The sequence below is a fragment of the Ruegeria sp. B32 genome, assembly GCF_025141855.1.
Classification (GTDB): domain Bacteria; phylum Pseudomonadota; class Alphaproteobacteria; order Rhodobacterales; family Rhodobacteraceae; genus Ruegeria; species Ruegeria arenilitoris.
The window spans coordinates 38,346-60,693 of record NZ_CP081106.1 but is presented as its reverse complement, the minus strand read 5'-3'; the positions used below and the strand labels follow the sequence as shown (position 1 = coordinate 60,693).

Genomic DNA, 22,348 nt, shown 5'->3' with positions numbered 1-22,348 from the left:
GCACGGCGTGCCGGGCCTTTTTCATGGCACCAGAATCGTGCTTCCGGTTGTCTGCCGCGCCTCCAGTGCGCGGTGCGCCTCGGCAACCTGATCCAGCTCAAAGCGTTGATCGATGTGAATCTTGACCTCGGCGCCGGCCACCTTGCCGAACAGCCGCCGGGCCATGGCCTGACACACGGAATGGTCCGCAATATGGGTGAACAGCGTCGGCCGGGTGATTTTCAACGACCCTTTCTGCCCAAGAATGCCGATGTTGAACGGTGGCACCGGTCCCGACGCATTGCCGAAGGAAATCATCATCCCCAATGGCTTGAGGCAGTCCAGCGACCCTTCGAACGTATCGGCACCGACAGAGTCCATGACCGCATCGACCCCTTTGCCGCCGGTAATCTCGGCCACGCGGGACGCAAAATCCTCGGTCCGGTAGTTGATGCAGTGTGTGGCGCCGTTGAACTGGGCCAGACGGCACTTGTCATCGGTCCCGGCCGTACCGATCAGCTTGATGCCTTCGGATTTGGCCCACTGGCACGCGATCAGGCCGACACCCCCGGCGGCGGCATGGAACAGAACCGTATCACCACGTTTCAGCGGCGTGGTGCGGTGAAACAAGTATTCAACCGTCAAGCCCTTGAGCATCATGGCCGCCGCGGTCTCGAATGAGATGCCGCCAGGCAAAGGGCACACCTGTGACGCGGGCATCACCCGCGCTTCGCAATAAGCACCGGCCGGCACCGCGGCATAGGCCGCCCGCTGGCCCGGTTTCAGATGGGTCACGCCCTCACCGACTGCCTCGATCACCCCAGCAGCTTCCATTCCCAGCGCGTGCGGCAGTTCCATCGGATACAGACCGGTCCGCTGGTAGACATCAATAAAATTCAGACCGCAGGCGTGATGGCGGATCCGAACTTCGCCCGGTCCCGGGTCACCCAACGGTCTATCCTCGATCTTCAGCACCTCGGGGCCGCCGGTTTCGTGAATGACTACGGTACGCGCCGTTTTCTGCATGCTGACCTCCTTTTGCCTAGATTCAAGCTATCACTTCGGCGCCGCAGGGCAATCGGGCGATCTCGCAAGGGTGAACCAGGATTGGAAAAAACTGTGGTACACTAGGGTCAGGCGTTGCCGGGTCATCCGGCCACGGGCAACTTTTCGCCGGATGCATCCTGCGGCGCACCTGCGCCAAGGAAAGGGATGACAATGGCAAAGACAATCGGAAACCCGATCAGTTGGGCCGCACAGCAACTCGGCGCGACCAGCGATCACATCGCTGAAAACGTAACCGGCATCAGCAGCGCTGACACCCAGCATCTGCCGACGGTTCAAACGCTGACGCTGCAAGACTTGCGAGAGTGCCTGCGCGCCGGATACGAGGACTTTCTGGCGATACGGGCCGATGCCATTTTCATCGTTCTGATCTACCCGATCGCGGGGCTTTTGATGTTCGGATTCGCCATGCAAGCCAACATGGTGCCGCTTCTGGCTCCTCTGGTGGCCGGGTTTGCGCTGATCGGTCCGGTGGCTGCTTTGGGCTTGTATGAGATCAGCCGCAGGCGGGAACAGGGGCACGAGGTTCACTGGCTGGACGCGCTGGGTATTTTCCGATCCCCCTCGTTCGGCGCCATACTGGCACTGGCCTTTTACCTTGTCATGCTGTTGCTGGTCTGGCTGATGGTGGCACACGGCATCTATGTCGAAACACTGGGTCCGCAGCCGCCAGAGACGCTGGGCCAATTTCTGACACAGGCTCTGACCACCGGCCCCGGCTGGACCATGATCATCGTCGGATCGGCGGTTGGGTTCCTGTTTGCTCTGGTGGCCTTGGCCGTCAGCGTTGTCAGCTTCCCGTTGCTTCTTGACCGCAAGATCGGCCTGCCTGTGGCCGTGGTCACCTCGGTCCGGGTCCTGCGGCACAATCCGACCGTGATCATGACTTGGGGCTTCATCGTCGCCGCGCTGTTGGTTCTTGGCGCGATCCCGCTGCTTTTGGGGCTGATCGTCGTAATGCCTGTCTTGGGGCACGCAACATGGCACCTGTACAGACGCGCCATCGCCTGAGCAAAGCGTGGGGCAACCCCCGCGCTGACATGCCTAGCCTGATACTTTCAAGACGATCTTGCCAATGTGGCCGGAGCTTTCCATGCGGGCATGCGCAGCGGCGGCATCGGCCAGATCAAATTCGCTGTCCATGACCGGGGCAACTTTTCCAGCCTCAAGCAGCGGCCAGACCGCCTCATGCAGATCCTGCGCGATGCGCGCTTTCGCCAGATCGCTCTGCGGCCGCAGCGTGCTGCCGGTCAGGGTCAGGCGTTTGACCATCATCAGCGCAAAGTTCAACTCGACGACGGGTCCTTGCAGAAACGCGATCTGAACCAGCCTGCCATCTTCGGCCAGCGCCTTGACGTTGCTAGGGATGTAATCGCCGCCAACCATGTCGAGAATCAGATCCGCCCCACCTTCGGCCCGCATGGCAGCAACAAAATCCTCGGTCTTGTAGTTGATTGCCCTCTCGGCCCCCAGGTCCAGACAGGCCTGGCATTTCTCGTCCGAACCGGCCGTCACGAAGACCCGGGCTCCGAAAGCGTTGGCCAGTTGAATGGCCGTGGTACCGATCCCGCTCGATCCCCCATGTACAAGGAACCGTTCGCCAGCCTTCAGCCCACCACGAGTGAACACGTTGGACCAGACAGTAAAGAAGGTTTCGGGCAGGCAGGCGGCCTGTTTCAGGCTCAGGCCCGAGGGCACAGGCAGGCAGTGTGCCGCCGGTGTCGCCACGTATTCGGCATACCCGCCGCCAGGCAACAACGCACAGACCTGATCCCCCAGTGCCACCCCCGAGACGCCGGAACCGATGGCCACCACCTCGCCCGAAGCCTCGAGCCCGGGAAGGTCACTGGCCCCCGGCGGCGGATCATAGGCCCCGGCCCGCTGCAGAGCGTCTGGGCGATTGACGCCGGCATAGGCCACTTTCAAAACCACCTGACCATGACCCGGCTCGGGCATGGGGCGTTCCGTCAGCTTGAGAACGTCCGGACCTCCGGGCGTGGTGATCTCAATGGCGCGCATCATCTGGGGCATTGGCAAAACTCCTTTGCGCAATGGGTATCAGGCGAATCGGGAAAGGCCCAGCAGCAAGAGGCGGTTACTTGCGCGGGTCCAGAAGACCCGGCAGATCGGCCCGCATCCTGACTGGCGCCCGAACCTGACTTGCCAGCCAGTTGGGAACCGCAAGGAACGGTTTGAACAGCGGATTGTTGTTCACCTGCGCCTTGAGCTTCTCGAACTGCATCACATCCGCAATGCGGCGATCCAGGAATTCCCAGGTCAGCTGGTGGTCCGGGCTGTCATCGCCCAACCAGAACAAGAGGGTCGAGGAATACACACCCGACAGCGTCGCGCGTTTGGTGTACCAATTGACATCATCCGAAGTGTCGCCCAGCGCATCCCAGATCAGGTCGCAGGTGCCCCAGACCGCCTTGGCGCCATCTGCTGCATATGACGGCAACGAAAACAAAGTCACGCCTCGGCGCACCGCCTCCCTGTCGGGGACAGCCTGCAGGCGGAAGCGCACCGCGGCGGCAATCCTGTCGCGGAACTTCAGATCGCTCAGGTCCTCGGACTTCAGCCGTTCAAGCATCTCGGCGTCCCCGCGGGCGTGAAATGCGAGCGCCAGATCCACGGCGCCCCGCGGGCAGATGACACGGGCCAGACCTTCGTCCAGATCGCAGTCGGCAATGGCCGCGCGAAAGCTCTCTTCGGACCAACCATCAAAAGGAACATGGGTCAGAATTGCGTCCAGCAATTGCTGTTTTGCATCTTCATAGGTCACGGTCATGGCGGTCCTCCGACTGTTGGGCCCAGTACTAGACAAGTTAGGTCCGCTTTGCTATACGGCCAACTCCTGCAATTTCCTTGCAACTCTATCTAGAAAGGTGGTGACAACCACATGCAGGTTAGTGTTCGCGACAACAATGTCGATCAGGCGCTTCGTGCCCTGAAGAAAAAGCTGCAGCGCGAAGGCGTGTTCCGTGAAATGAAGCTGAAGCAACATTTCGAGAAACCGTCCGAGAAAAAAGCGCGCGAGAAAGCTGAAGCGATCCGCCGTGCCCGTAAACTGGCACGCAAGAAAGCCCAGCGCGAAGGTCTGCTCTAAGATCTTCCTCGTCCAGCTTTGGATGACACTATTTGACGACCCCCGAGGCATCGCCCGGGGGTTTGTCGTTTCAGTAGATCTTGGGCACGTACAGTTCGTCCGGCAGAACCCGCCGTTCGTATTCGGGATTGTATTTCCGGTCCGGCAGAGTGACCTTTTCGTGGGGTACCTCTTCGTACGGAATCTTGGTCAGAATATGCTCCATGCAGTTCAACCTTTCCCGCTTTTTGTCGTTGCCTTCGACAATGTACCAAGGGGCCTCGGGAATGTTGGTTCGGAACAGCATGTCTTCCTTGGCCTTGGTATAGTCTTCCCAGCGGATGCGCGATTCCAGGTCCATCGGTGACAGTTTCCACTGCTTCATCGGATCGTGGATTCGCATCAGAAAGCGCAGCTGCTGTTCTTCGTCCGTGATCGAGAACCAGTATTTCAGCAAAATGATTCCCGACCGAACCAACATGCGCTCGAATTCGGGAACGTCCTGAAAGAACTGCTCGACCTGGGCCTCGGTGGCGAAGCCCATCACCCGTTCGACGCCCGCCCGGTTGTACCACGACCGGTCGAACAGAACGATCTCACCCGCCGCCGGCAGATGCGGCACATAGCGTTGAAAATACCACTGGCTCTGCTCGCGCCGGCTGGGGGCAGGCAAAGCAACGACACGTGCAACCCGCGGGTCCAGCCGTTGGGTGATCCGCTTGATTACCCCGCCCTTTCCAGCGCTGTCGCGCCCTTCGAACAGGATGCAAACCTTGGCGCCGGTATGCTGCACCCAGTCCTGAACCTTGATCAGCTCGGCCTGCAGGCGCAACAGGTTGCGGAAATAGACCTTGCGATCCAGCATTTCAGGATGCTGTTCGCGATAGATCTTGCGGACCTCCATCGACAGCATGGGTTCACTGAACTCGATCTCAAAATCCTCGTCCAGTGTGTCCTGCAACTCGGCTTCCAGCCAATCGTCGACTGTGTTCTCATAGTCTTCAGCCAAGGGCCTGCTCCTTATCTTTCAACAGTCTCGGACCATATCGGGTACGTGTAACCGGCCAATGTCATGCCGACCTTTTTCCCGCCCCGAAGGCCAATATTGAACCGGCTCAACGGCAGATACAACCGCATCGGCAAGACTGCCGCACCAGGGTCAAACAGGCAGTGCGGTCGTCTTGAAAACGGTCCGCAGGGCGAACGAGCTTTGCATTTGCGCAACTCCGGGCAGGCGCGACAGATACTGGCGGTGGATGCGCGCAAAATCCTCGGTGTTTTCGGCGACCACCTTCAGGACATAATCCGCCGACCCGGCCATCAGGTGACACTCCAGAACGTCCGGAATGCGCCGGACCGCCCGCTCGAAAGCCTCCAGCACCTCCTCGGCCTGACCCTGCAAGGTGATCTCGACAAATACGGTTGTCGGCACCCCCAGTTTGCGCGCATTCAGCAGCGCGACATAGTCCCGGATATAGCCTTCCGCCTCAAGCCGCTGAACCCGGCGATGGCAGGCCGACGGTGACAGGTTGACCTGCTCGGACAGTTCCGCGTTCGACATGCGCCCCTTGCGCTGAAGGGCCGCCAGAATCTTTCGGTCAGTCGCATCAAGTGACATTCACGCACATCCGTTGCAAGATTTTCTCATTCCATCGAAAAATTTCCCACATATTAGCGCAGTTGCGCACCGAGTTTCACAGAAATTGCACCGCTTTCTGCACATAATTTGTGCAGTTTATGAATGGAGAGCCCCATGAAAATCGGATGCCCAAAGGAAATCAAACCGCAGGAATTCCGCGTAGGCATGACCCCCAACGCCGCGCAGGAAGCGGTTGCCCGTGGTCACGAGGTCATCATCGAAACCGGCGCCGGGCTGGGTTCAGGATTTGACAACGACGCCTATGTCGCCGCAGGCGCGCGCATCGTGGACACCGCGGAAGAGGTGTTCGCGACCGCCGACATGATAGTCAAGGTCAAGGAACCGCAAGCGGTCGAGCGCAAGATGCTGCGCGAAGGCCAGCTGCTGTTCACCTACCTGCACCTTGCGCCCGACCCTGAGCAAACCCACGATCTGCTGGCCTCGGGCTGCACGGCGATCGCCTATGAAACGGTAACTGATTCCAACGGTGGTCTGCCGCTGCTTGCCCCGATGTCCGAAGTCGCAGGGCGTCTGGCCCCGCAAGTGGGTTCGTGGACCCTGCAAAAAGCCAATGGCGGGCGCGGCGTTCTGATGGGCGGCGTCCCTGGTGTGGGCCCGGCCAAGGTTGTCGTGATCGGTGGCGGCGTTGTCGGCACGCATGCGGCTCAGGTGGCGGCGGGCATGGGCGCTGATGTGACCGTTCTGGACCGTTCGCTGCCGCGCCTTCGTTATCTGGACGACGTCTTCGGTGGCCGGTTCAAGAACCAGTACTCGACCGCCGGTGCTACGGCCGAGCTGATCCAGTCGGCGGATATGGTGATCGGGGCCGTTCTGATCCCGGGCGCGGCCGCCCCGAAACTGATCACCCGCGAGCAATTGTCGACCATGAAGCCGGGCGCCGTGCTTGTCGACGTTGCCATCGACCAGGGCGGCTGCTTCGAAACCTCCAAGGCAACGACACACGCGGATCCGATCTATGAGGTGGATGGCATCATGCACTACTGCGTGGCCAATATGCCGGGTGCGGTGGCACGGACCTCGACCATCGCGCTGGGGAACGCAACAATGCCGTTCATGCTGGCGCTGGCCGACAAGGGCTGGAAGCAGGCATGTCAGGACGATCCCCACCTTCTGGCGGGCCTCAACGTGCATGCCGGCCAGTTGACCTACTATGCCGTAGGCAAGGCACTGGGGATCGACGTGGTTTCGCCCGCAATGGTCGTCAAGGCCTGATCGAAACGCAACAGCGCCGCGCGTCTGCGCGGCGCTTGGCCCAACCGGAGAAGGGCATTTCCAATGCCCGACGGACGGGCGGGAGCATTCAGCCTTCTTTGTGGATTTCCACCGAGTGCGGGTAGGGGATCGAAATGCCCTTGCTGTCAAACGCTTCCTTGACGGCCTTGGTCAGATCGAACTTGACGTCCCAATAGTCGGCGGCGGCACACCACAACCGCGCGGTCAGGTCTACCGAGCTGTCTCCCAAGTTGGTCACACGCACCCAGGGCTCGGGGTCCGAGTGTATGCGCTTGTCCGCCTTGGCCACATCCAGAATAATCTTCATGGCCGCATCCGCACTGTCGCCATAGTCGATCCCGAACACCAGATCGACACGCCGGGTGTCGTGGGCCGAGTAGTTGGTGATGATCGACCCCCAGGCCTGACCGTTGGGAACGATGATCTGCACATTGTCGGGCGTGACCAGTTCGGTCGTGAACAGGTTCAGGTCCTTCACCGTGCCGGCTGTCCCACCGATATCCACGAATTGACCCAGCTTGTATGGCCGGAAGACCACCAGCATCACACCTGCAGCTAGATCGCTGAGCGTGCCCTGCAGCGCAAGGCCGATGGCCAGCGAAGCGGCACCCAGAATGGCAACGATACTCGTCGCTTCGATCCCGAAGATGCCAAGCACAGCAACCAGAACAATGGCCAGGATCACCCATTTGACGGTGCTGGCAACGAAATTCCCCAAAGTCGGATCGATTTGCGGGGTCGAATTAATTCGGCGGCGAACGATCCCTGCGATCATGCCAGCGGCTATCCAGCCGACAACAAGAACGATCAGGGCTTTGACCGCGCTCATGATCAATGGGGCAAATGCCCCTACCTGCGTCACGACCTCATCCACGGGCGTCTCCTTTCCAACAGCAACAAACCCGCGACTTTTGCGCGGGGTTTCCGCAACATTGGGCGATAAAACCGCACAGGTCTAGGTTTGAAATGTCCCGGATTTCCCCGCTGTGCTTCAGCAAACAGTCGCTGCCCGGGGTTGCACAGACCGCCATCTAACAATCCGCCCCTGAATGCCTAGCTTGCAATAGTACCCGAACAAGGAGATTGCCATGCTGGACACCGCCACCTTCCCGATCATGACCAAATGGCCCCCGCATTCGCCAGAGCAGATCCAACTCTATTCCTTCCCGACGCCGAACGGCGTGAAGGTGTCCATCATGCTCGAAGAAACAGGCCTGCCCTACGAGGCGCACAAGGTCACCCTGTCAGACGCCGACGTCAAAAGCCCCGAGTTTCTGTCGCTGAACCCAAACAACAAGATTCCGGCGATCATCGATCCTGACGGCCCGGACGGACAGCCCCTGGCGCTGTTCGAAAGTGGTGCGATCCTGCTGTACCTGGCCGAGAAAACCGGCAAGTTCCTCGGCCAGAACATGGCCGACAAGTATCGGATCACGCAATGGCTGATGTTCCAGATGGGCGGCGTGGGTCCGATGTTCGGGCAGCTGGGTTACTTCCACAAGTTCGCCGGCAGCGCGATCGAAGACCCGCGCCCGCGCGAGCGGTATGTCAACGAGGCCAAACGGCTGCTGAATGTCGTCGAGACCCAGTTGCACGGGCAGGACTGGATCGCCGGTGAGTACTCAATTGCCGATATCGCTTTGGCCCCGTGGCTGCGCGGCCTTGATTTCTACGGCGCCAAAGAGTTGGTCGGCTGGGACGATCATCGCAACACCATCGCCTATCTGAACCGGTTCCTGGACCGGCCCGCGGTTCAAAAGGGTCTGGTCACGCCTCCGCGCGGGTAAGGGATCACGCCGTCGCCGCCTTGCAAGCGGCGTCGGCATTCCGTGCCATCAACCGGGCAGTTTCCCGGTCAGCACATAGCGCAGAATCTCGACCACCTGACGGGGCTCCTCGGCCACCGCCAACGCGGCGGCATCGACCTCTTTCAGCGCATGCTGATGGTCGGGGCCGTGCAACACGATGATCGACTTGCCCAGGGCCGCGGCATAGCCCGCGTCGAAGGCCGCGTTCCACTGCTTGTACTTGTCGCCGAACCGCACCACGACGACGTCGGCATCGGCGATCCCCTTGCGGGTACGGATCGCGTTGACCATCGCGCCTTTGTGGTCGTGCCAGTATTTGTTCGGCTCGGCCCCCAGAATGGCGACCCCGCAATCGTCGCTGGCCGCATGATCGGTCACCGGGCCGTTGAACGTGACATCCAGCCCCTGCGCGCCTTCGATGATCTGTTCGCGCCAATCCGTGTGGATCTCGCCCGACAGGTAGACATTCAAACCCATTGCAGCCTCCGCATTTTGCTTCTGGCCCTGTTTACTGTCCAAACCCGCAAAGCCCAATGCGGAAGTTGCCTGCCGATGCTGCGCTGGCGTTACAACTTGCGAGCCACCAGATAGCGCGAGGGCGGTTTCGCCGGGAAGTTCCCGCTTTCGATGATCTCGAACCCGGCCTTTTCAATGGCGGTTTCCAGCGTCTTGATGTCGAATTGACTGACGAATGGCGCCTTGCCCAAAAGCTGCATGATCGGCAGCAGCAGCTTGAGCAAGCCGAACTTGAACCCCAATCCACCCTGGGCAAGACAGGGCGTTTTTGAAATGAACAGACCGCCGGGTTTCAACACCTCATGAACCCCGGCCAGCGTCGCCTCCAGATCCCGGATCAGGTGCAGCAGATTGAACGCCATCACCACATCATAGGCCCAATTCGGGGGGCGGTTCGCGTCGGCCTCGACAAAGACGACGTTTTCGATCTGCTCCTCTTGTGCCAACCTGCGGCCCACGGCCAACATGCCCGGAGAGACATCGCTCGCCGTGATCGTATCCGCATGGCCGGACAGCCGCAGCGCGGTGCGCCCGGTTCCGCAGCCCAGTTCCAGCACCTGGTCGGTTGGCTTCAAATAGGACACCGTGCGTTGCAACGTGTGCTCGTAGGACTCGATGTCCCGGATCGGGGATTTCGCGTATTTCTCGGCGATTCCGTCCCAGAATTTGGCTGTGGCGGTCATGTCGGCTCTCCTTTGAGCGCAAGCTAGTGATACGCGTTTCAAAGGTGAATTGCCGAAATTCGCAGAATCCTTATACATTCTTGCATGGATGATCCGCGCAAATTCGACTGGAACCATATCCGCGCCTTTCTGGCCACGGCCGAGACCGGCTCGCTTTCGGCGGCGGCACGACGGTTGGACCAGACACAACCGACCCTCAGCCGCCAGATCGCCGCGCTTGAATCCGATCTGGGCGTGATGCTGTTCGAACGGATCGGCCGATCCCTTCAGATCACCACCGCCGGGATCGAGCTGTTGGAGCACACCCGGACCATGGGCGCCGCCGCAGATCGCATTGCGCTGGCCGCGTCCGGTCAGGCGCAGTCGATCGAGGGGCAGGTGCGGATCACCGCAAGCGACGTGATGTCGGCCTATATCCTGCCGGATCTGCTGCGCGAGATCCGCGCGCAGGCTCCGAAACTGCGGATCGACGTGATCGCCGCGAACGACATTCGCGATCTGATGCGGCGCGAGGCGGATATCGCCATCCGCCATGTCCGCCCCGACCAGCCCGACCTGATCGCAAAACTGGTGCAGGAGGCTGACGGGCATTTCTATGCCGCCACCGCCTACCTGAACCGCGCTGGACGCCCCAAGTCCCTGTCGGACCTGTCCCGGCACGAGTTCATCAGTTTCGGCGACACCGCGCAGATGATCGCCTATTTCGAACCGATCGGCCTGCGCCTGACCGAAGAAAACTTCCGCCTGGGGTCGCAGAACGGCATCGTCTCGTGGGAGTTTGCCCGGCAGGGCTTTGGCATCGCGCCCATGTCCGAGCCGGTGGGCGATGCCACTTCGGGTATGGAGCGGGTCCTTCCCGACATGGAGCCGTTGCGGTTCCCGATCTGGCTGACCACCCACCGCGAGCTGCATACCAGCCGGCGCATCCGGCTGGTCTTTGACCTGCTGGCGGATTTCTTCGCAAACTGAAACACGCGCACCATCGGCGCGCGTGTCTCTTCGGGTTAGAGCGGCTTCAACCGCGCAGAACGCCGCCGGTGGCCTTGGTGACCTTGGCGATGATCTTTTCCGCCACCGCCTCGATGTCTTTTTCCTTCAGCGTGCTGTCGGTCGGCTGAAGCCGGACGGTAATGGCCAGAGATTTCTTGCCCTCGCCCAGGCTGCCGCCGATGAACTCATCGAACACGCGCACCTCTTCGATCAGCGCCTTGTCGGCGCCGGCGGCGGCATTCACCAGCGTCAGCGCCTCGACATCGGCATCGACGACAAAGGCAAAGTCACGCTCGACCGCCTGCAGGTCACGCAGTTCCAGCGCCGAGCGGGTGGTGCCGGATTTGCGCGGCAGCGGAACCTCGTCCGGCCAGATGGTGAAGGCCACGGCCGGGCCCTTGATGTCCAACTGCTGCAGCACGCGCGGATGCAGTTCGCCGAACACGCCCAGCATTTTTTTGGGGCCCAGGCAGATCTTGCCGTGACGGCCCGGATGCCACCAGGCGTCGCCATCGCGCAGGATCTGCACTTTGGCGGGGGCACCTATGGCGGCCAGCACGGCCTCCGCATCGGCCTTGGCGTCAAACACGTCGACCGCGCGGGCGGCGCCGTGCACATCCTTTTGTCCGGTCCGCCCGACCAGAAGGCCTGCGATCTGGGTGCGTTGCTCGCCGGGTTCCCCGTCATGAAAGACCGGGCCGACCTCGAACAGGGCCAGATCGGCAAAGCCGCGCGCCTGGTTGCGCGCCGCGGCCTGCAACAGGCCGGGCAACAGGTCGGGGCGCATGTGGCTCATCTCGGACGAGATCGGGTTTTCCAGCATCGTCGCGTCATCGCCGCCACCGAACAGCGCGGCCGAGGCTTGATCGATGAAAGTGTAGCTGACGCATTCATTGTACCCCAGCGCCGCGCAGTTGCGCCGCGCCATCGACTGACGCCGCTGGGCCGGGGTCATGACCGGCTTGGGAATACCATCCGTGACACGCGGCAGCGGCTTGCCCTGCAGCTTGGTCAGCGAGGCGATGCGGGCGACCTCCTCGACCAGATCGGCCTCGCCCTGGATGTCGGGGCGCCAACTGGGCACATGGGCCATGTCGCCTTCCAGACGGAAACCCAGCCGGGTCAGGGTCTGGCGCTGCTCGCTTTCGGGGATGTCCATGCCCACCAGCGACTGCACCCGCGCCGCATCCAGCCGATAGGCGCGCGAATGGTCCGGCGCCTTGCCGGCCTCGACGACCTTCGAAACCTCGCCGCCGCAGATGTCCAGGATCATCTGGGTCGCGTGCTCCAACCCTTCCAGCGTGTATGCCGGATCGACCCCGCGTTCGAACCGGTACCGCGCGTCCGAGTTGATCTTGAGCGCGCGCCCCGCCAGCGCGATCTGGACATGATCCCAGAAGGCGCTTTCCAAAAACACGTTCACCGTGTCTTCGGTACAGCCGGTCTCTTGCCCGCCCATGATGCCGGCGATGGATTCCGGGCCGTTGTCGTCGGAAATCACCATCATGCCGGGCTGCAGCGTGTATTCCTTTTCATCCAGCGCCACCAGTTTCTCACCGCCCTTGGCGCGGTACACCCGCAGGTTGCCTTTGACCTTGTCGGCGTCAAAGACGTGCAGCGGGCGGTTGCTGTCGAAGGTCATGTAGTTGGTGATATCCACCAAGGCCGAAATCGGACGCAGGCCGATCGCCTTCAGCTGATCCTGCAGCCATTGCGGGCTGGGGCCGTTCTTGACGCCGCGGATCAGGCGGCCGGTGAAATGCGGGCAGCCATCCAGCGTGTCGTCGTCGATCGTCACCTTGATCGGGCTTTCGAAATCCCCCGGCACTGGGGCATAGTCGCGCTGCTTCAGCGTGCCCAGACCCCGCGCCGCCAGATCGCGCGCGATGCCTGCAACGCCCAGCGCATCGGGGCGGTTGGGAGTGATGGCGATCTCGATCACCGGGTCGATCTTGGCGGGGTCGTTCTCGGCCAGCCAGTCGACGAACCGCTGGCCCACCTCGCCCGAGGGCAGCTCGATGATGCCGTCATGTTCGTCCGACAGTTCCAGCTCGCGCTCGGACGCCATCATGCCAAAGCTTTCGACGCCGCGGATCTTGCCGACGCTGATCGTCAGATCCAGACCGGGGATATACATGCCCGGCTTGCAGACCACGACGGTGATGCCCTCGCGCGCGTTCGGGGCGCCGCAGATGATCTGCAACTCGCCCTCGTCGGTGTCCACCTTGCAGACGCGCAGCTTGTCGGCGTCGGGGTGTTTCTCGGCATGTTTCACATAGCCCAGGGTAAAATCCTTGAGCTTGTCGGCCGGGTTGATGACCTCTTCGACCTCGAGCCCGAGATCGGTCAGCGCCTCGGCGATCTCATCAACTGAGGCGTCGGTGTCCAGGTGGTCTTTCAGCCAGGAGAGGGTGAATTTCATTTCTGTTTTCCTGTCCGGTAAGGCGGGCCAGCCCGCCGAATTCTCTTGGGCAGCAGGGCAAGCCCCACGCTATTTCATCGTGACAAGCCACCATGCAGGTTCGGCATGTCCAGCGCCGCAAACCCATAGTGGCGCAGCCAGCGCAGGTCGGAATCAAAGAACGCCCGCAGATCCGGGATGCCGTATTTCAGCATCGCCAGACGATCGATGCCGATGCCGAAGGCAAAGCCCTGATAGACCTCGGGGTCGATCCCGCCGGCGGCGATCACCTTGGGGTGGACCATGCCGCTGCCCAGAATCTCCATCCAGTCGTCGCCCTCGCCGATCTTCAGCTGGCCGCCTTCCCAAGAACAGCGGATATCGACCTCGGCCGAGGGTTCGGTGAACGGGAAATGCGAGGCGCGGAAGCGCAGTTCGACGTCGTCGACCTCGAAGAACGCCTTGACGAATTCCTCCAGCACCCATTTCAGGTTCGCCATCGAGATATCCTTGTCGATGGCCAGGCCTTCGACCTGGTGGAACATCGGCGTGTGGGTCTGGTCATAGTCGGCGCGATAGACACCGCCCGGACAGATCACGCGGATCGGCGCGCCCTGCTTTTCCATCGAGCGGATCTGAACCGGCGAGGTATGGGTGCGCAGCACATGCGGCGGGCGATTGTCGCCCGGCGCGCGGTGCATGTAGAACGTGTCCATCTCGGCCCGCGCGGGGTGGTGGCCGGGGATGTTCAGCGCGTCGAAATTGTACCAATCTGTCTCGATCCGCGGACCTTCGGCGACGGAAAAGCCCAGTTCGGCAAAGATCGCGGTCAGTTCCTCGGTCGCCTGGCTGACCGGGTGGATCGAGCCTTGGCGGCGCGGGCGCGCGGGCAGGGTCACGTCCAGCCACTCGGTCCGCAGACGTTCGTCCAGCGCGGCATCGGCCAATGCGGCCTTCTTGGCGGCCAGCGCCGAATTGATCTCGTCCTTCAGCGCGTTCAGCGCGGGGCCGGCGACCTGGCGTTCCTCGGGCGTCATCTTGCCCAGTTCGCGCATCTTCAGCGCCACTTCGCCCTTTTTGCCCACCGCGGCCACGCGGATCGCTTCCAGCGTGCTTTCGTCGCCTGCGTCAGCGATCTGACCCAGGTATTTTGCCTTAAGATCGTCCATGACGGTCCCCTGAATTCTGTTGCTGTCCTGCTATCACAGCAGCGCGCGAAAGCAAGAGGGCCGGGCCGCGCGATCAGGTCGCGCGCAGAACCGCTGCCTGTCGATCACACCGGACCGGGCGGATCGTGGGGCCATAGCCCTGCGGATGGGTCTGCAGTTCGGGGAACAGCGCAAACAGTTCGCGCGCGGCCTCCTGCTCCAGCCCCGAGAGCGCCTCCTGCCCCGGAAAGAAGCTCTCGGACACAAGACCTGAAGTGGTGACCAGCTGGTGCCGGTCGAAGAACAGGTGGACATAGCGGACAATGTCACAGGGCTGCACGGTGACGGTATCGCCGTTGACCAGCGATTTGGCGGGGACCAGAACCTCATCCTCGCCGAACAGAAGCTGGGCTTGCCAGCCGCCGACAAGAATGCGGTGCTGGGGCGAAACCAGAATGTCCGTCTTGGCGCCCAGAACACCCGCGCGGATGCGCACCGGCGCGAAACGACCCACGCCGCGCACCGTGCGGCCGCCGATCCAGCGCACCCGGCAGGGGCCGTCATCGACGGTCAGGACCGTATCGCCGGGCTGCAGCGTCTCGATCCGGCGCGGCCCCTCGGGGGTATCCACCAGGGTTCCTGCCGTGAAACAGGCGGTCCCGGTATCCCCGGGCGACAAGGGGCCATAGGTCAGCGTGTCAGGATCGGGTTGATTGAACTGCAGGGTCGTCGTGGTCTGGTTCGGCCCGACCAGCACCGGCAGGTTGACCGAGGTTTCCCCGGCCGCCAACCCATCGACCGCGACGATGTTCTGCGTGCCGCCACCGATGTCGTAGAAATCTATCACCTCACCCGTGGCGGTGTTGGTCAGCGCATAGGCTTCGTAATTGGTTGGGCCGCCGCCATCCGGATCGGTCAGGAAGATCGGGAAATCATCGGCCGAGATGACATAGACGATCTCGTTGTTGTCGGGGTCGACGGTGACCTGAACGGAAGGATCGTTGAGTGGGATCTCGATCCCGACCTGCCCGTTCGCCTGATAAAAGGAAACGGTGAAATCCGCCGGGTCTTCGTCCGGGCGAAGGGACACCTCCAGGAATTCGGACACGCCCGAATTCGCGGCATAGGCATTGGAATAATGCAACTCACTGATACGCGCCATGAAAGCACCACGACCGGAAAACCTGACCCGAATGTATCGCGCAAACGCCGCCGCCGAACAAGGCGCGATCCGGGAATGTGGCTAACAGGCCCCTAATTGCAACAGGTCGCGGTCAGTAGCTGTATTCGGGGTAGATCCGCGTCAGATCGCCCTGCCAGTCGCCGTGATAATGCTCGAGCAGTTCGTCGGCTGGCACCTTGCCGGACTGGATGCTTTCCTTCAGCGCGTTCAGGAAATGCGTCTCGTCCGGGACAAGCCCGCCCGCACCCGGCCGGGCCCGCGCCTTCAGGCCGGAGTCGGCGATGGCCACCACCTCGCGCGCCAGATCGTGCATGTTGATACCGCCGACCTGCGCCTGCAGCCCGTCCCGGGCCGCGGCGACGCGCAACCCCTCGCGGGTTTCGGCGTCCCAGCCCTTGACCAGATCCCATGCGGCATCCAGCGCGGACTGGTCATAGGTCAGCCCCACCCAAAAGGCGGGCAGCGCGCACAGGCGGCGCCACGGGCCGCCGTCGGCCCCGCGCATTTCCATGAATTTCTTGATCCGCGCCTCGGGGAAGGCAGTGGTCAGGTGATCGGCCCAATCCGAAAGCGTCGGCGTCTCGCCCGGCAGCGCGGGCAGCTTGCCCTGCAGGAAATCGCGGAACGACATGCCCAGGGCGTCAATATATTTACCGTCGCGATAGACGAAATACATCGGCACATCCAAGGCATATTCCACGTAGCGCTCGAACCCGAAGCCGTCCTCGAACACGAAGGGCAGCATGCCGGTGCGCGCGTCATCCAGATGCCGCCAGATGTAGCTGCGCCAGCTTTTGTGGCCATTGGGCTTGCCCTCAAAGAAGGGCGAGTTGGCAAACAGCGCGGTCGCCACCGGCTGCAGGGCCAGCGCCACGCGCAGCTTCTGCACCATGTCCGCCTCGGACCCGAAATCGATGTTGACCTGAACCGTGCAGGTCCGGCGCATCATGGCGCGGCCCATGTCGCCGACCTTTTCCATGTAGTCGTTCATCAGGACATACCGGCCCTTGGGCATCAGCGGCATGTCTTCGTGCTTCCAGATCGGTGCGGCGCCCAGCCCGATGAAGCCTACGCCGATCTTGTCGGCGATGTCCTTCACGTCGCGCAGATGCGCGTTCACCTCGTCGCAGGTCTCGTGGATGGTCTCCAGTGGCGCGCCTGACAGCTCCAGCTGCCCGCCCGGTTCCAGCGAGACGTTGGCCCCGTCCTTTTCCAGCCCGATCAGCTTGCCCGCCTCTTCCACGGGGGTCCAGCCATGCCCGTCGCGCAGCCCCTGCAGCACCGCCAGGATCGAGCGTTCGCCTTCATAGGGCAGCGGCTTCAGCGTGTCCTTGCAGTAGCCGAATTTCTCGTGCTCGGTCCCGATGCGCCATTCGCTTTTGGGTTTGCAGCCATCGGCCAGGTATTCGGCCAGTTGTTCGTGGCGTTCGATCGGCCCGCCGCCGGACTGAGGAATGGACATGAACCGTGCTCCGATCCTGAAGTGTCGAGTCGTGGGGGTCAGTGGTGGTCGCAATCTCCCCCGGTGTCAATGCACCGTCAGTTCAACCGGATGTGTGCCGGGCGCGAGGGGTGGCGTTCCCAGATGACCACCGGATGCGACGCCCCGCCCTTGAGTTCCGACAGCATCCGCTCGGTCCGCAGCCCCGGCAGGGCCGAGAACACGTCGAACAGCGCCTCGGCGCCCTCGGCATTCACGGGAATGTGAAGCGGCGGCTGGCCGGGCTGCTGCAGCACCCAATGCGCGGGGCTGGCGGTGGGGTCCAGCGTCAGGCTCTCGATTTCGCGGGTGGCGACGATGCCACCTTCCAGTGGCCCCAGATAGGCAATCTGCCCTTCATCCACCGACACCACGCCCGGCCCGCCCGCGCCCAGCCGGAACCGCGCGCGCTGTATGCCGATCACGGCCAGCGCGACCGAAACCAGCACAAGCACCCAGCCCAGCCAGCCCAGCAACCCGCCCGGACCGCCGATCCAGCTGAGGCCAAGGATCAGAACGAACCCGGCGGCCAGCACCTCGCGCCAGCGCCACAGGGCCAGTTTGGCTTCGGGTCGGATGAAACTCATGACGCGGCCTCCATCTGATCGCTGAACAGGACCAGTGAAAAGGTCCCGGCAGAGGCAAACCCAATAGCAACATAAGCACGCACGGCGGCGTTTGAAGCCGCGAACAGAACGGCCTTGCGCACTCCGGCGGCCCGCGCCTCGGCCAGATGCAGGGCGACGGCGGTGCGGGCATAGGCCCGACCACGCAGCGCAGGCGGGGTGAACACGCCGCCGATCTGGACGATCTCGGGCAGCGTAGCATTGAAGCCCGTCATGCTGACGGGCTGGTCGTCGACCATCAGCAGCCGGTGCGAGTCGCGCTGAATATATCCGTCGATGTCCTTCTGCGCAGCCGCGCGGGCCATGCCCGGGTCGGTGCCCAAAGATTCCAGGTGATAGGCCTCGCGCCAGCGGATCAACAGGCTCCGGTCGCCATCCGACAGCGGCACCAGCCTTGCGCCATCCGCTTGCGGAACGATCAGGTCGCGCAGGTCCAGAGCAAAGGAGGGCTCATCCCGATTCAGATGCGCTGCGCGGTCCTGCCATCCGGCCTGTCGCAGAAACCGGCGGGCTTGCGTAGCCTCGCCCGCCAATCCTATGACCGTGCGGCCCCGGATCAGGTCCGATGCCTCGGCCAGGCCGGCCTCGGGCAGATCCGGGCACTGCGGCAGGATCATGCCTTCGTTGGTGATGCCGAACACGCCGCGCAGCGGGTCGCCCAGCATCCACATGCTCATCGCGCGCGGCGCGGGTGCGTTCAGGCCGAACTCTCGCAGGTTGGCCAGCGCGAACATCGAGCTTTGCACATGGTCCAGAAGAAACCGCTCAATCGCCGGAATGTCCTGTTGCTGCGCCAGCCGCCACATCAGGACCAGTCCCCCAGCGCCTGCTGCCACAGGGTCATCGCGGCAACCGCCGCCGTGTCGGCCCGCAAGATGCGCGGCCCCAGGCTGACCACATGCGTGAACGGCAGATCCTTCAACCGCTGGCGCTCGGCATCGGAGAACCCGCCCTCGGGGCCGATAAGGATGGCCCACGGTCGGCCCTTGTCCTGTGCGGCGAGGCGCAGGGCCGACCCGGCCTCGGCCTCGTCGCAGAACATCAGTTGGCGGCCGTCGGGCCAGTTGTCCAACAGCTTGTCCAGCCGCTGCAGGTCGCAGACCTCGGGCACGAAAGTGCCGCCGCATTGCTCGGCCGCCTCGACCGCATGGGCCTGCAGCCGGTCCTGGCGGATGCGTTCGGAATTGGTGAAGGCGGTCTGCACCGGCATGATCTTGGCGGCCCCCATCTCGGCCGCCTTTTCGACGATGAAATCGGTCCGGGCCTTCTTGATCGGGGCAAACAGCAGCCAAAGGTCCGGCGGCAGTTGCAGTGGCCGGGTCTGTTCAAGACAGCTCAGAGTACCGCCCCGCTTGCCCGCCTCGGCCACCTGCGCCAGCCACTCGCCATCGCGGCCGTTGAACAGGGCCACCTGCCCGCCCACGGCCAGACGCATCACGCCGAACAGGTAATGGGCCTGCTCGCGCGTCAAAGGAACCGATTGCCCCGCACCCAAAGGGTGATCTACATACAGCCTGATCTTCGCACTCATGAGACCCTACATATGCAAGGCAATGCCCCAACACCAGACGGTCAGGTCGCCGACGCCGTTACCGGCAACTGGGTCGATACCCGCGCCCCGGCCTTTGCCCGCCCCTATCTGCGGCTGTCGCGCGCGGACCGGCCGATCGGGACGTGGCTGCTGCTGATTCCGTGCTGGTGGGGCCTGGCGCTGGCGATCCTGCATGACGGTGAGCCGCGGTGGGGCGATCTGTGGATTGCCGTGGGGTGCGCGGCCGGGGCCTTTCTGATGCGCGGCGCGGGCTGCACCTGGAACGACATCACCGACCGCAAGTTCGACGCGCAGGTCGCCCGTACGCGCTCGCGGCCCATCCCCTCGGGGCAGGTCAGCGTGCGGCAGGCGGTGATCTGGATGGGCCTCCAGTGCCTTCTGGCGCTCGCGATCCTGCTGACCTTCAACCAGGCGGCCATCGCGATGGGCGCCCTGTCGCTGCTGCCGGTGACGATCTATCCCTATGCCAAGCGCTTCACCTGGTGGCCGCAGGTGTTTCTGGGGCTGGCCTTCAACTGGGGCGCCCTGCTGGCATGGGCGGCGCATCGCGGCACGGTCGAATGGCCCGCGATCCTGCTATACCTGTCCGGCATCGCCTGGACGCTGTTCTACGACACGATCTATGCTCACCAGGACGCCGAGGATGACGAGCTGATCGGCATCAAGTCCACCGCGCGCCTGTTCGGGACCGACACCGCGAAATGGCTGAAGTATTTTCTTGTGGCGACCGTGGCGCTGATGGGGCTGGCCATCGTCGAGGCCGCGCTGCCCAATTCCAGCGTGCTGGCGCTGGTCGTGGCCATCGGTGGACCTTGGGCAATGGGGTGGCACATGGCGTGGCAACTGCGCGGGCTGGACATCGAAGACAACGCGAAACTGCTGCAGCTGTTTCGCGCCAATCGGGACACCGGCCTTATTCCGCTCATCTTCCTTTGCGTCGCATTGCTCCTCTGATTGCACCTCGGCACCGGTGCCTGTAAGAGTCCCGCCCAATGGCCCGAGGAGATAAGAAACCGCTCATGCGCTTGCCGTATTTCCTGACATCAGCCCTGATCTTTGTCGTGTCGGCGGGGGTCTGTCTGCTGGCCGCCGGATTCGCGGTGACCAAGATCGAAGAAACCTCGGAAACTGCCGTTCGAAATGCACTGAGCATGCAGGGCCATGAGTGGGCCGAAGTGCAGGCGGATGGGCTGCGCGTTGTGCTGACCGGTACTGCCCCGGACGAGGCCACCCGATTCAACGCGCTGACAGCGGCCGGTACACAGGTCGACACCTCTCGGGTGATCGATGAGATGGACATTGCCCCGACGGCTGACCTGACTCCGCCCAAATTCTCGACTGAAATTCTTCGGAACGACAGCGGCATATCCGTGATCGGGTTGGTTCCGGCCAGCGTGGATCGCAACGCACTGATGGCCCGGCTGCAGAAGCTGGACCCCCAGGCGCGGGTGTCGGACCTGCTGGAAACTGCAGACTACAAGAAACCCAAAGGTTGGGACGACGCGATATCCTATGCCATCCTTGCCCTGTCCAAGCTGCCGCGAGCCAAGGTTTCCGCCAGCCCCGACCTGGTCAAGATCACTGCCATCGCTGACAGCCAGCAGGAAAAAGAACGGCTGGAACAAGAGCTAACACGCGCCGCGCCGCCCAGCTTGCGCATCGGTCTGGCGATTTCGGCACCGCGCCCGGTGATCACTCCGTTCACCCTGCGCTATCTGATTTCGGAGGATGGCGGACAGTTCGACGCCTGTTCGGCACAGGATGAAAAGGCGCGCGACACCATTGTTGCCGCCGCGCAGGATGCCGGGCTGTCAGGGCCCTATACCTGCACAATCGGCCTGGGTGTGCCATCGCCCCGATGGGCGCAGGCCGCTGAACTGAGTATCCGGGCTCTGTCCGAGATCGGGCAAGGTTCTGTCACGATGTCGGATGCCGACATCACGCTGATTGCTGAACCGAACACCAGCCCGGCCACCTTCGACAAGGTCGTGGGCGAGTTGGAAAACGCCCTGCCCGAAGTGTTTGCCCTGCACGCGGTTCTGCCTGAACTCGAAAACAACGAACAGGCCGGACCTGTGGAATTCACCGCCACCCGCAGCCCGGAAGGTCTGGTACAACTGCGCGGCCGTCTGGGCGATGATTTACAGCGCGACATGATCGACAGCTATGCCCGGGCTGCCTTCGGATCCGATCAGGTTCACAGTGCCGCCCGCGTGGTCGACCAGATGCCGCAGGACTGGCCCGTGCGCGTTCTGGCGGGGCTGGAATCCCTGTCCTGGCTGAACAACGGCGTGCTGACCGTAACGCCTGAAAAGGTCGAGTTGACTGGCGTCAGCCACGATGAGGACGCCAAGGCACAGATCGCGGGCCTGCTGTCCGACAAGCTGGGCGATGCGCAGGACTTTGACCTTTCGATCACCTATCAGCCCCCGCCCGAACCCGAAGACGCGCTGCCAGACCCCGAGCAGTGCGAAAGTCGCATCGCCGAGGTTCAGGAGGCCCGCAAGATCACGTTCGAGCCCGGATCGGCTACGGTTTCATCAGAATCCCGCGACAGTCTGAACCAGATTGCCGAGATCCTGCGCGAATGTGGACCGATCCGGATTGAAATCCAGGGTCATACCGACAGCCAGGGCCGTGAAGAGATGAACCAGCAGCTAAGCCAGTCACGCGCCCAGTCCATCCTGAACGAATTGCGCGCCCGCCGGGTGCCGACCAAAAGCTACTCGGCCGCAGGATATGGTGAGACGCAGCCCATTGCAGACAATGACACCGAAGACGGGCGCGAGAAAAACCGGCGCATCGAATTCCGGCTGATCCGGCCCGAGCCGGTCGCCAATCAGGAAACCGGTCTGGAAGCATTGGAGACCCAGACAAGCGTAACCGAACCTGCGCCAACAGAAGAAGAAGCATCCGAAACGGATGCAGGGGACCAGTAA

At 62.7% G+C, this 22,348-nt stretch carries 22 protein-coding genes; 7 read left to right on the top strand and 15 right to left on the bottom strand.

What is annotated here, in order from left to right:
- Positions 1 to 21: 21 nt before the first annotated feature.
- Entirely contained in the window at positions 22 to 1,005 is a 984-nt protein-coding gene (locus K3752_RS00300) for a quinone oxidoreductase (protein ID WP_093963552.1), read from the bottom strand.
- 192 nt (positions 1,006 to 1,197) lie between these two features.
- On the opposite strand from K3752_RS00300, the gene K3752_RS00295 reads away from it, so the two are divergent.
- Positions 1,198 to 2,055 (top strand): DUF2189 domain-containing protein, encoded by an 858-nt coding sequence (locus K3752_RS00295; protein ID WP_260064000.1) that lies wholly within the window; start codon positions 1,198 to 1,200, stop codon positions 2,053 to 2,055.
- A 33-nt stretch (positions 2,056 to 2,088) separates the two neighbouring features.
- On the opposite strand, the gene K3752_RS00290 is transcribed toward K3752_RS00295, so the two are convergent.
- Both K3752_RS00290 and K3752_RS00285 read right to left on the bottom strand, forming a co-directional pair.
- Positions 2,089 to 3,075, bottom strand: coding sequence for an NAD(P)H-quinone oxidoreductase (locus tag K3752_RS00290; RefSeq protein WP_260063998.1), 987 nt, complete (start codon positions 3,073 to 3,075; stop codon positions 2,089 to 2,091).
- 64 nt (positions 3,076 to 3,139) lie between these two features.
- Entirely contained in the window at positions 3,140 to 3,832 is a 693-nt protein-coding gene (locus K3752_RS00285; protein WP_170440248.1) for a COQ9 family protein, read from the bottom strand.
- A gap of 111 nt (positions 3,833 to 3,943) precedes the next feature.
- Here K3752_RS00285 and rpsU point away from each other — a divergent pair, with 111 nt between their 5' ends.
- Positions 3,944 to 4,150, top strand: a complete 207-nt coding sequence (gene rpsU / locus K3752_RS00280) for a 30S ribosomal protein S21 (protein WP_005614280.1) — start codon at positions 3,944 to 3,946, stop codon at positions 4,148 to 4,150.
- 70 nt (positions 4,151 to 4,220) lie between these two features.
- Here the strand turns inward: rpsU and ppk2 are convergent, their stop codons facing one another.
- On the bottom strand, positions 4,221 to 5,138 hold the full coding sequence (gene ppk2 / locus K3752_RS00275) for a polyphosphate kinase 2 (RefSeq protein WP_170360005.1): 918 nt from the start codon (positions 5,136 to 5,138) through the stop codon (positions 4,221 to 4,223).
- Between the two features lie 150 nt (positions 5,139 to 5,288).
- Positions 5,289 to 5,747, bottom strand: coding sequence for an Lrp/AsnC family transcriptional regulator (locus K3752_RS00270; protein ID WP_093963556.1), 459 nt, complete (start codon positions 5,745 to 5,747; stop codon positions 5,289 to 5,291).
- Between the two features lie 135 nt (positions 5,748 to 5,882).
- Between K3752_RS00270 and ald the strand changes: the two genes are divergently transcribed.
- Complete coding sequence (ald, locus tag K3752_RS00265; protein WP_170342313.1) at positions 5,883 to 7,001, top strand: alanine dehydrogenase; 1,119 nt, start codon at positions 5,883 to 5,885, stop codon at positions 6,999 to 7,001.
- An 88-nt stretch (positions 7,002 to 7,089) separates the two neighbouring features.
- Here ald and K3752_RS00260 read toward each other — a convergent pair whose 3' ends face one another.
- Positions 7,090 to 7,851, bottom strand: coding sequence for a mechanosensitive ion channel family protein (locus K3752_RS00260; protein WP_174819835.1), 762 nt, complete (start codon positions 7,849 to 7,851; stop codon positions 7,090 to 7,092).
- Between the two features lie 259 nt (positions 7,852 to 8,110).
- Between K3752_RS00260 and K3752_RS00255 the strand changes: the two genes are divergently transcribed.
- Positions 8,111 to 8,809, top strand: a complete 699-nt coding sequence (locus tag K3752_RS00255; protein ID WP_260063986.1) for a glutathione S-transferase family protein — start codon at positions 8,111 to 8,113, stop codon at positions 8,807 to 8,809.
- Between the two features lie 48 nt (positions 8,810 to 8,857).
- Here the strand turns inward: K3752_RS00255 and K3752_RS00250 are convergent, their stop codons facing one another.
- Positions 8,858 to 9,307 (bottom strand): YtoQ family protein, encoded by a 450-nt coding sequence (locus K3752_RS00250; RefSeq protein WP_170365493.1) that lies wholly within the window; start codon positions 9,305 to 9,307, stop codon positions 8,858 to 8,860.
- Between the two features lie 89 nt (positions 9,308 to 9,396).
- Positions 9,397 to 10,029, bottom strand: a complete 633-nt coding sequence (locus tag K3752_RS00245) for a class I SAM-dependent methyltransferase (protein ID WP_170359999.1) — start codon at positions 10,027 to 10,029, stop codon at positions 9,397 to 9,399.
- A gap of 84 nt (positions 10,030 to 10,113) precedes the next feature.
- Here K3752_RS00245 and K3752_RS00240 point away from each other — a divergent pair, with 84 nt between their 5' ends.
- On the top strand, positions 10,114 to 10,998 hold the full coding sequence (locus K3752_RS00240) for a LysR family transcriptional regulator (protein ID WP_170420857.1): 885 nt from the start codon (positions 10,114 to 10,116) through the stop codon (positions 10,996 to 10,998).
- A 46-nt stretch (positions 10,999 to 11,044) separates the two neighbouring features.
- Here the strand turns inward: K3752_RS00240 and pheT are convergent, their stop codons facing one another.
- The 7 genes from pheT to K3752_RS00205 form a co-directional block, all read right to left on the bottom strand.
- A complete protein-coding gene (gene pheT, locus K3752_RS00235) occupies positions 11,045 to 13,441 on the bottom strand; it encodes a phenylalanine--tRNA ligase subunit beta (protein WP_222457986.1) in 2,397 nt (798 codons plus the stop codon).
- A 74-nt stretch (positions 13,442 to 13,515) separates the two neighbouring features.
- Positions 13,516 to 14,589, bottom strand: a complete 1,074-nt coding sequence (gene pheS, locus K3752_RS00230; RefSeq protein WP_093963563.1) for a phenylalanine--tRNA ligase subunit alpha — start codon at positions 14,587 to 14,589, stop codon at positions 13,516 to 13,518.
- A gap of 73 nt (positions 14,590 to 14,662) precedes the next feature.
- Positions 14,663 to 15,730 carry a Hint domain-containing protein gene (locus K3752_RS00225; protein ID WP_260063976.1) on the bottom strand — a complete coding sequence of 356 codons (1,068 nt, stop codon included), beginning with the start codon at positions 15,728 to 15,730 and terminating at the stop codon, positions 14,663 to 14,665.
- A 112-nt stretch (positions 15,731 to 15,842) separates the two neighbouring features.
- The gene (locus K3752_RS00220; RefSeq protein ID WP_170343046.1) at positions 15,843 to 17,213 is read right to left on the bottom strand and encodes a glutamate--cysteine ligase; all 1,371 of its coding nucleotides are present in this window, start codon (positions 17,211 to 17,213) and stop codon (positions 15,843 to 15,845) included.
- Between the two features lie 77 nt (positions 17,214 to 17,290).
- Positions 17,291 to 17,818: a hypothetical protein gene (locus tag K3752_RS00215; RefSeq protein WP_260063974.1), complete on the bottom strand. Its 528-nt coding sequence runs from the start codon at positions 17,816 to 17,818 to the stop codon at positions 17,291 to 17,293.
- Positions 17,815 to 18,663 carry a GNAT family N-acetyltransferase gene (locus K3752_RS00210; RefSeq protein ID WP_260063973.1) on the bottom strand — a complete coding sequence of 283 codons (849 nt, stop codon included), beginning with the start codon at positions 18,661 to 18,663 and terminating at the stop codon, positions 17,815 to 17,817. The genes K3752_RS00215 and K3752_RS00210 overlap by 4 nt, the downstream gene beginning before the upstream one ends.
- Positions 18,663 to 19,388: a 16S rRNA (uracil(1498)-N(3))-methyltransferase gene (locus tag K3752_RS00205; RefSeq protein WP_170343052.1), complete on the bottom strand. Its 726-nt coding sequence runs from the start codon at positions 19,386 to 19,388 to the stop codon at positions 18,663 to 18,665. The genes K3752_RS00210 and K3752_RS00205 overlap by 1 nt, the downstream gene beginning before the upstream one ends.
- 12 nt (positions 19,389 to 19,400) lie before the next feature.
- Between K3752_RS00205 and ubiA the strand changes: the two genes are divergently transcribed.
- The gene (ubiA, locus tag K3752_RS00200) at positions 19,401 to 20,363 is read left to right on the top strand and encodes a 4-hydroxybenzoate octaprenyltransferase (RefSeq protein WP_170343054.1); all 963 of its coding nucleotides are present in this window, start codon (positions 19,401 to 19,403) and stop codon (positions 20,361 to 20,363) included.
- Positions 20,364 to 20,428: 65 nt separating this feature from the next.
- Positions 20,429 to 22,348 carry an OmpA family protein gene (locus K3752_RS00195; protein ID WP_260063972.1) on the top strand — a complete coding sequence of 640 codons (1,920 nt, stop codon included), beginning with the start codon at positions 20,429 to 20,431 and terminating at the stop codon, positions 22,346 to 22,348.

What these genes read in the sequence shown, in the direction of transcription:
- K3752_RS00250 (WP_170365493.1), bottom strand. Translation starts at nt 9,307, where the DNA reads ATGGGTTTGAATGTCTACCTGTCGGGCGAGATCCACACGGATTGGCGC.
- K3752_RS00220 (WP_170343046.1), bottom strand. Translation starts at nt 17,213, where the DNA reads ATGTCCATTCCTCAGTCCGGCGGCGGGCCGATCGAACGCCACGAACAA.
- K3752_RS00245 (WP_170359999.1), bottom strand. Translation starts at nt 10,029, where the DNA reads ATGACCGCCACAGCCAAATTCTGGGACGGAATCGCCGAGAAATACGCG.
- rpsU (WP_005614280.1), top strand. Translation starts at nt 3,944, where the DNA reads ATGCAGGTTAGTGTTCGCGACAACAATGTCGATCAGGCGCTTCGTGCC.
- K3752_RS00260 (WP_174819835.1), bottom strand. Translation starts at nt 7,851, where the DNA reads ATGAGCGCGGTCAAAGCCCTGATCGTTCTTGTTGTCGGCTGGATAGCC.
- K3752_RS00255 (WP_260063986.1), top strand. Translation starts at nt 8,111, where the DNA reads ATGCTGGACACCGCCACCTTCCCGATCATGACCAAATGGCCCCCGCAT.
- pheS (WP_093963563.1), bottom strand. Translation starts at nt 14,589, where the DNA reads ATGGACGATCTTAAGGCAAAATACCTGGGTCAGATCGCTGACGCAGGC.
- K3752_RS00290 (WP_260063998.1), bottom strand. Translation starts at nt 3,075, where the DNA reads ATGCCCCAGATGATGCGCGCCATTGAGATCACCACGCCCGGAGGTCCG.
- K3752_RS00240 (WP_170420857.1), top strand. Translation starts at nt 10,114, where the DNA reads ATGGATGATCCGCGCAAATTCGACTGGAACCATATCCGCGCCTTTCTG.
- ubiA (WP_170343054.1), top strand. Translation starts at nt 19,401, where the DNA reads ATGCAAGGCAATGCCCCAACACCAGACGGTCAGGTCGCCGACGCCGTT.
- K3752_RS00225 (WP_260063976.1), bottom strand. Translation starts at nt 15,730, where the DNA reads ATGGCGCGTATCAGTGAGTTGCATTATTCCAATGCCTATGCCGCGAAT.
- K3752_RS00285 (WP_170440248.1), bottom strand. Translation starts at nt 3,832, where the DNA reads ATGACCGTGACCTATGAAGATGCAAAACAGCAATTGCTGGACGCAATT.
- K3752_RS00205 (WP_170343052.1), bottom strand. Translation starts at nt 19,388, where the DNA reads ATGAGTGCGAAGATCAGGCTGTATGTAGATCACCCTTTGGGTGCGGGG.
- pheT (WP_222457986.1), bottom strand. Translation starts at nt 13,441, where the DNA reads ATGAAATTCACCCTCTCCTGGCTGAAAGACCACCTGGACACCGACGCC.
- K3752_RS00300 (WP_093963552.1), bottom strand. Translation starts at nt 1,005, where the DNA reads ATGCAGAAAACGGCGCGTACCGTAGTCATTCACGAAACCGGCGGCCCC.
- K3752_RS00270 (WP_093963556.1), bottom strand. Translation starts at nt 5,747, where the DNA reads ATGTCACTTGATGCGACTGACCGAAAGATTCTGGCGGCCCTTCAGCGC.
- K3752_RS00195 (WP_260063972.1), top strand. Translation starts at nt 20,429, where the DNA reads ATGCGCTTGCCGTATTTCCTGACATCAGCCCTGATCTTTGTCGTGTCG.
- K3752_RS00295 (WP_260064000.1), top strand. Translation starts at nt 1,198, where the DNA reads ATGGCAAAGACAATCGGAAACCCGATCAGTTGGGCCGCACAGCAACTC.
- K3752_RS00210 (WP_260063973.1), bottom strand. Translation starts at nt 18,663, where the DNA reads ATGTGGCGGCTGGCGCAGCAACAGGACATTCCGGCGATTGAGCGGTTT.
- ald (WP_170342313.1), top strand. Translation starts at nt 5,883, where the DNA reads ATGAAAATCGGATGCCCAAAGGAAATCAAACCGCAGGAATTCCGCGTA.
- K3752_RS00215 (WP_260063974.1), bottom strand. Translation starts at nt 17,818, where the DNA reads ATGAGTTTCATCCGACCCGAAGCCAAACTGGCCCTGTGGCGCTGGCGC.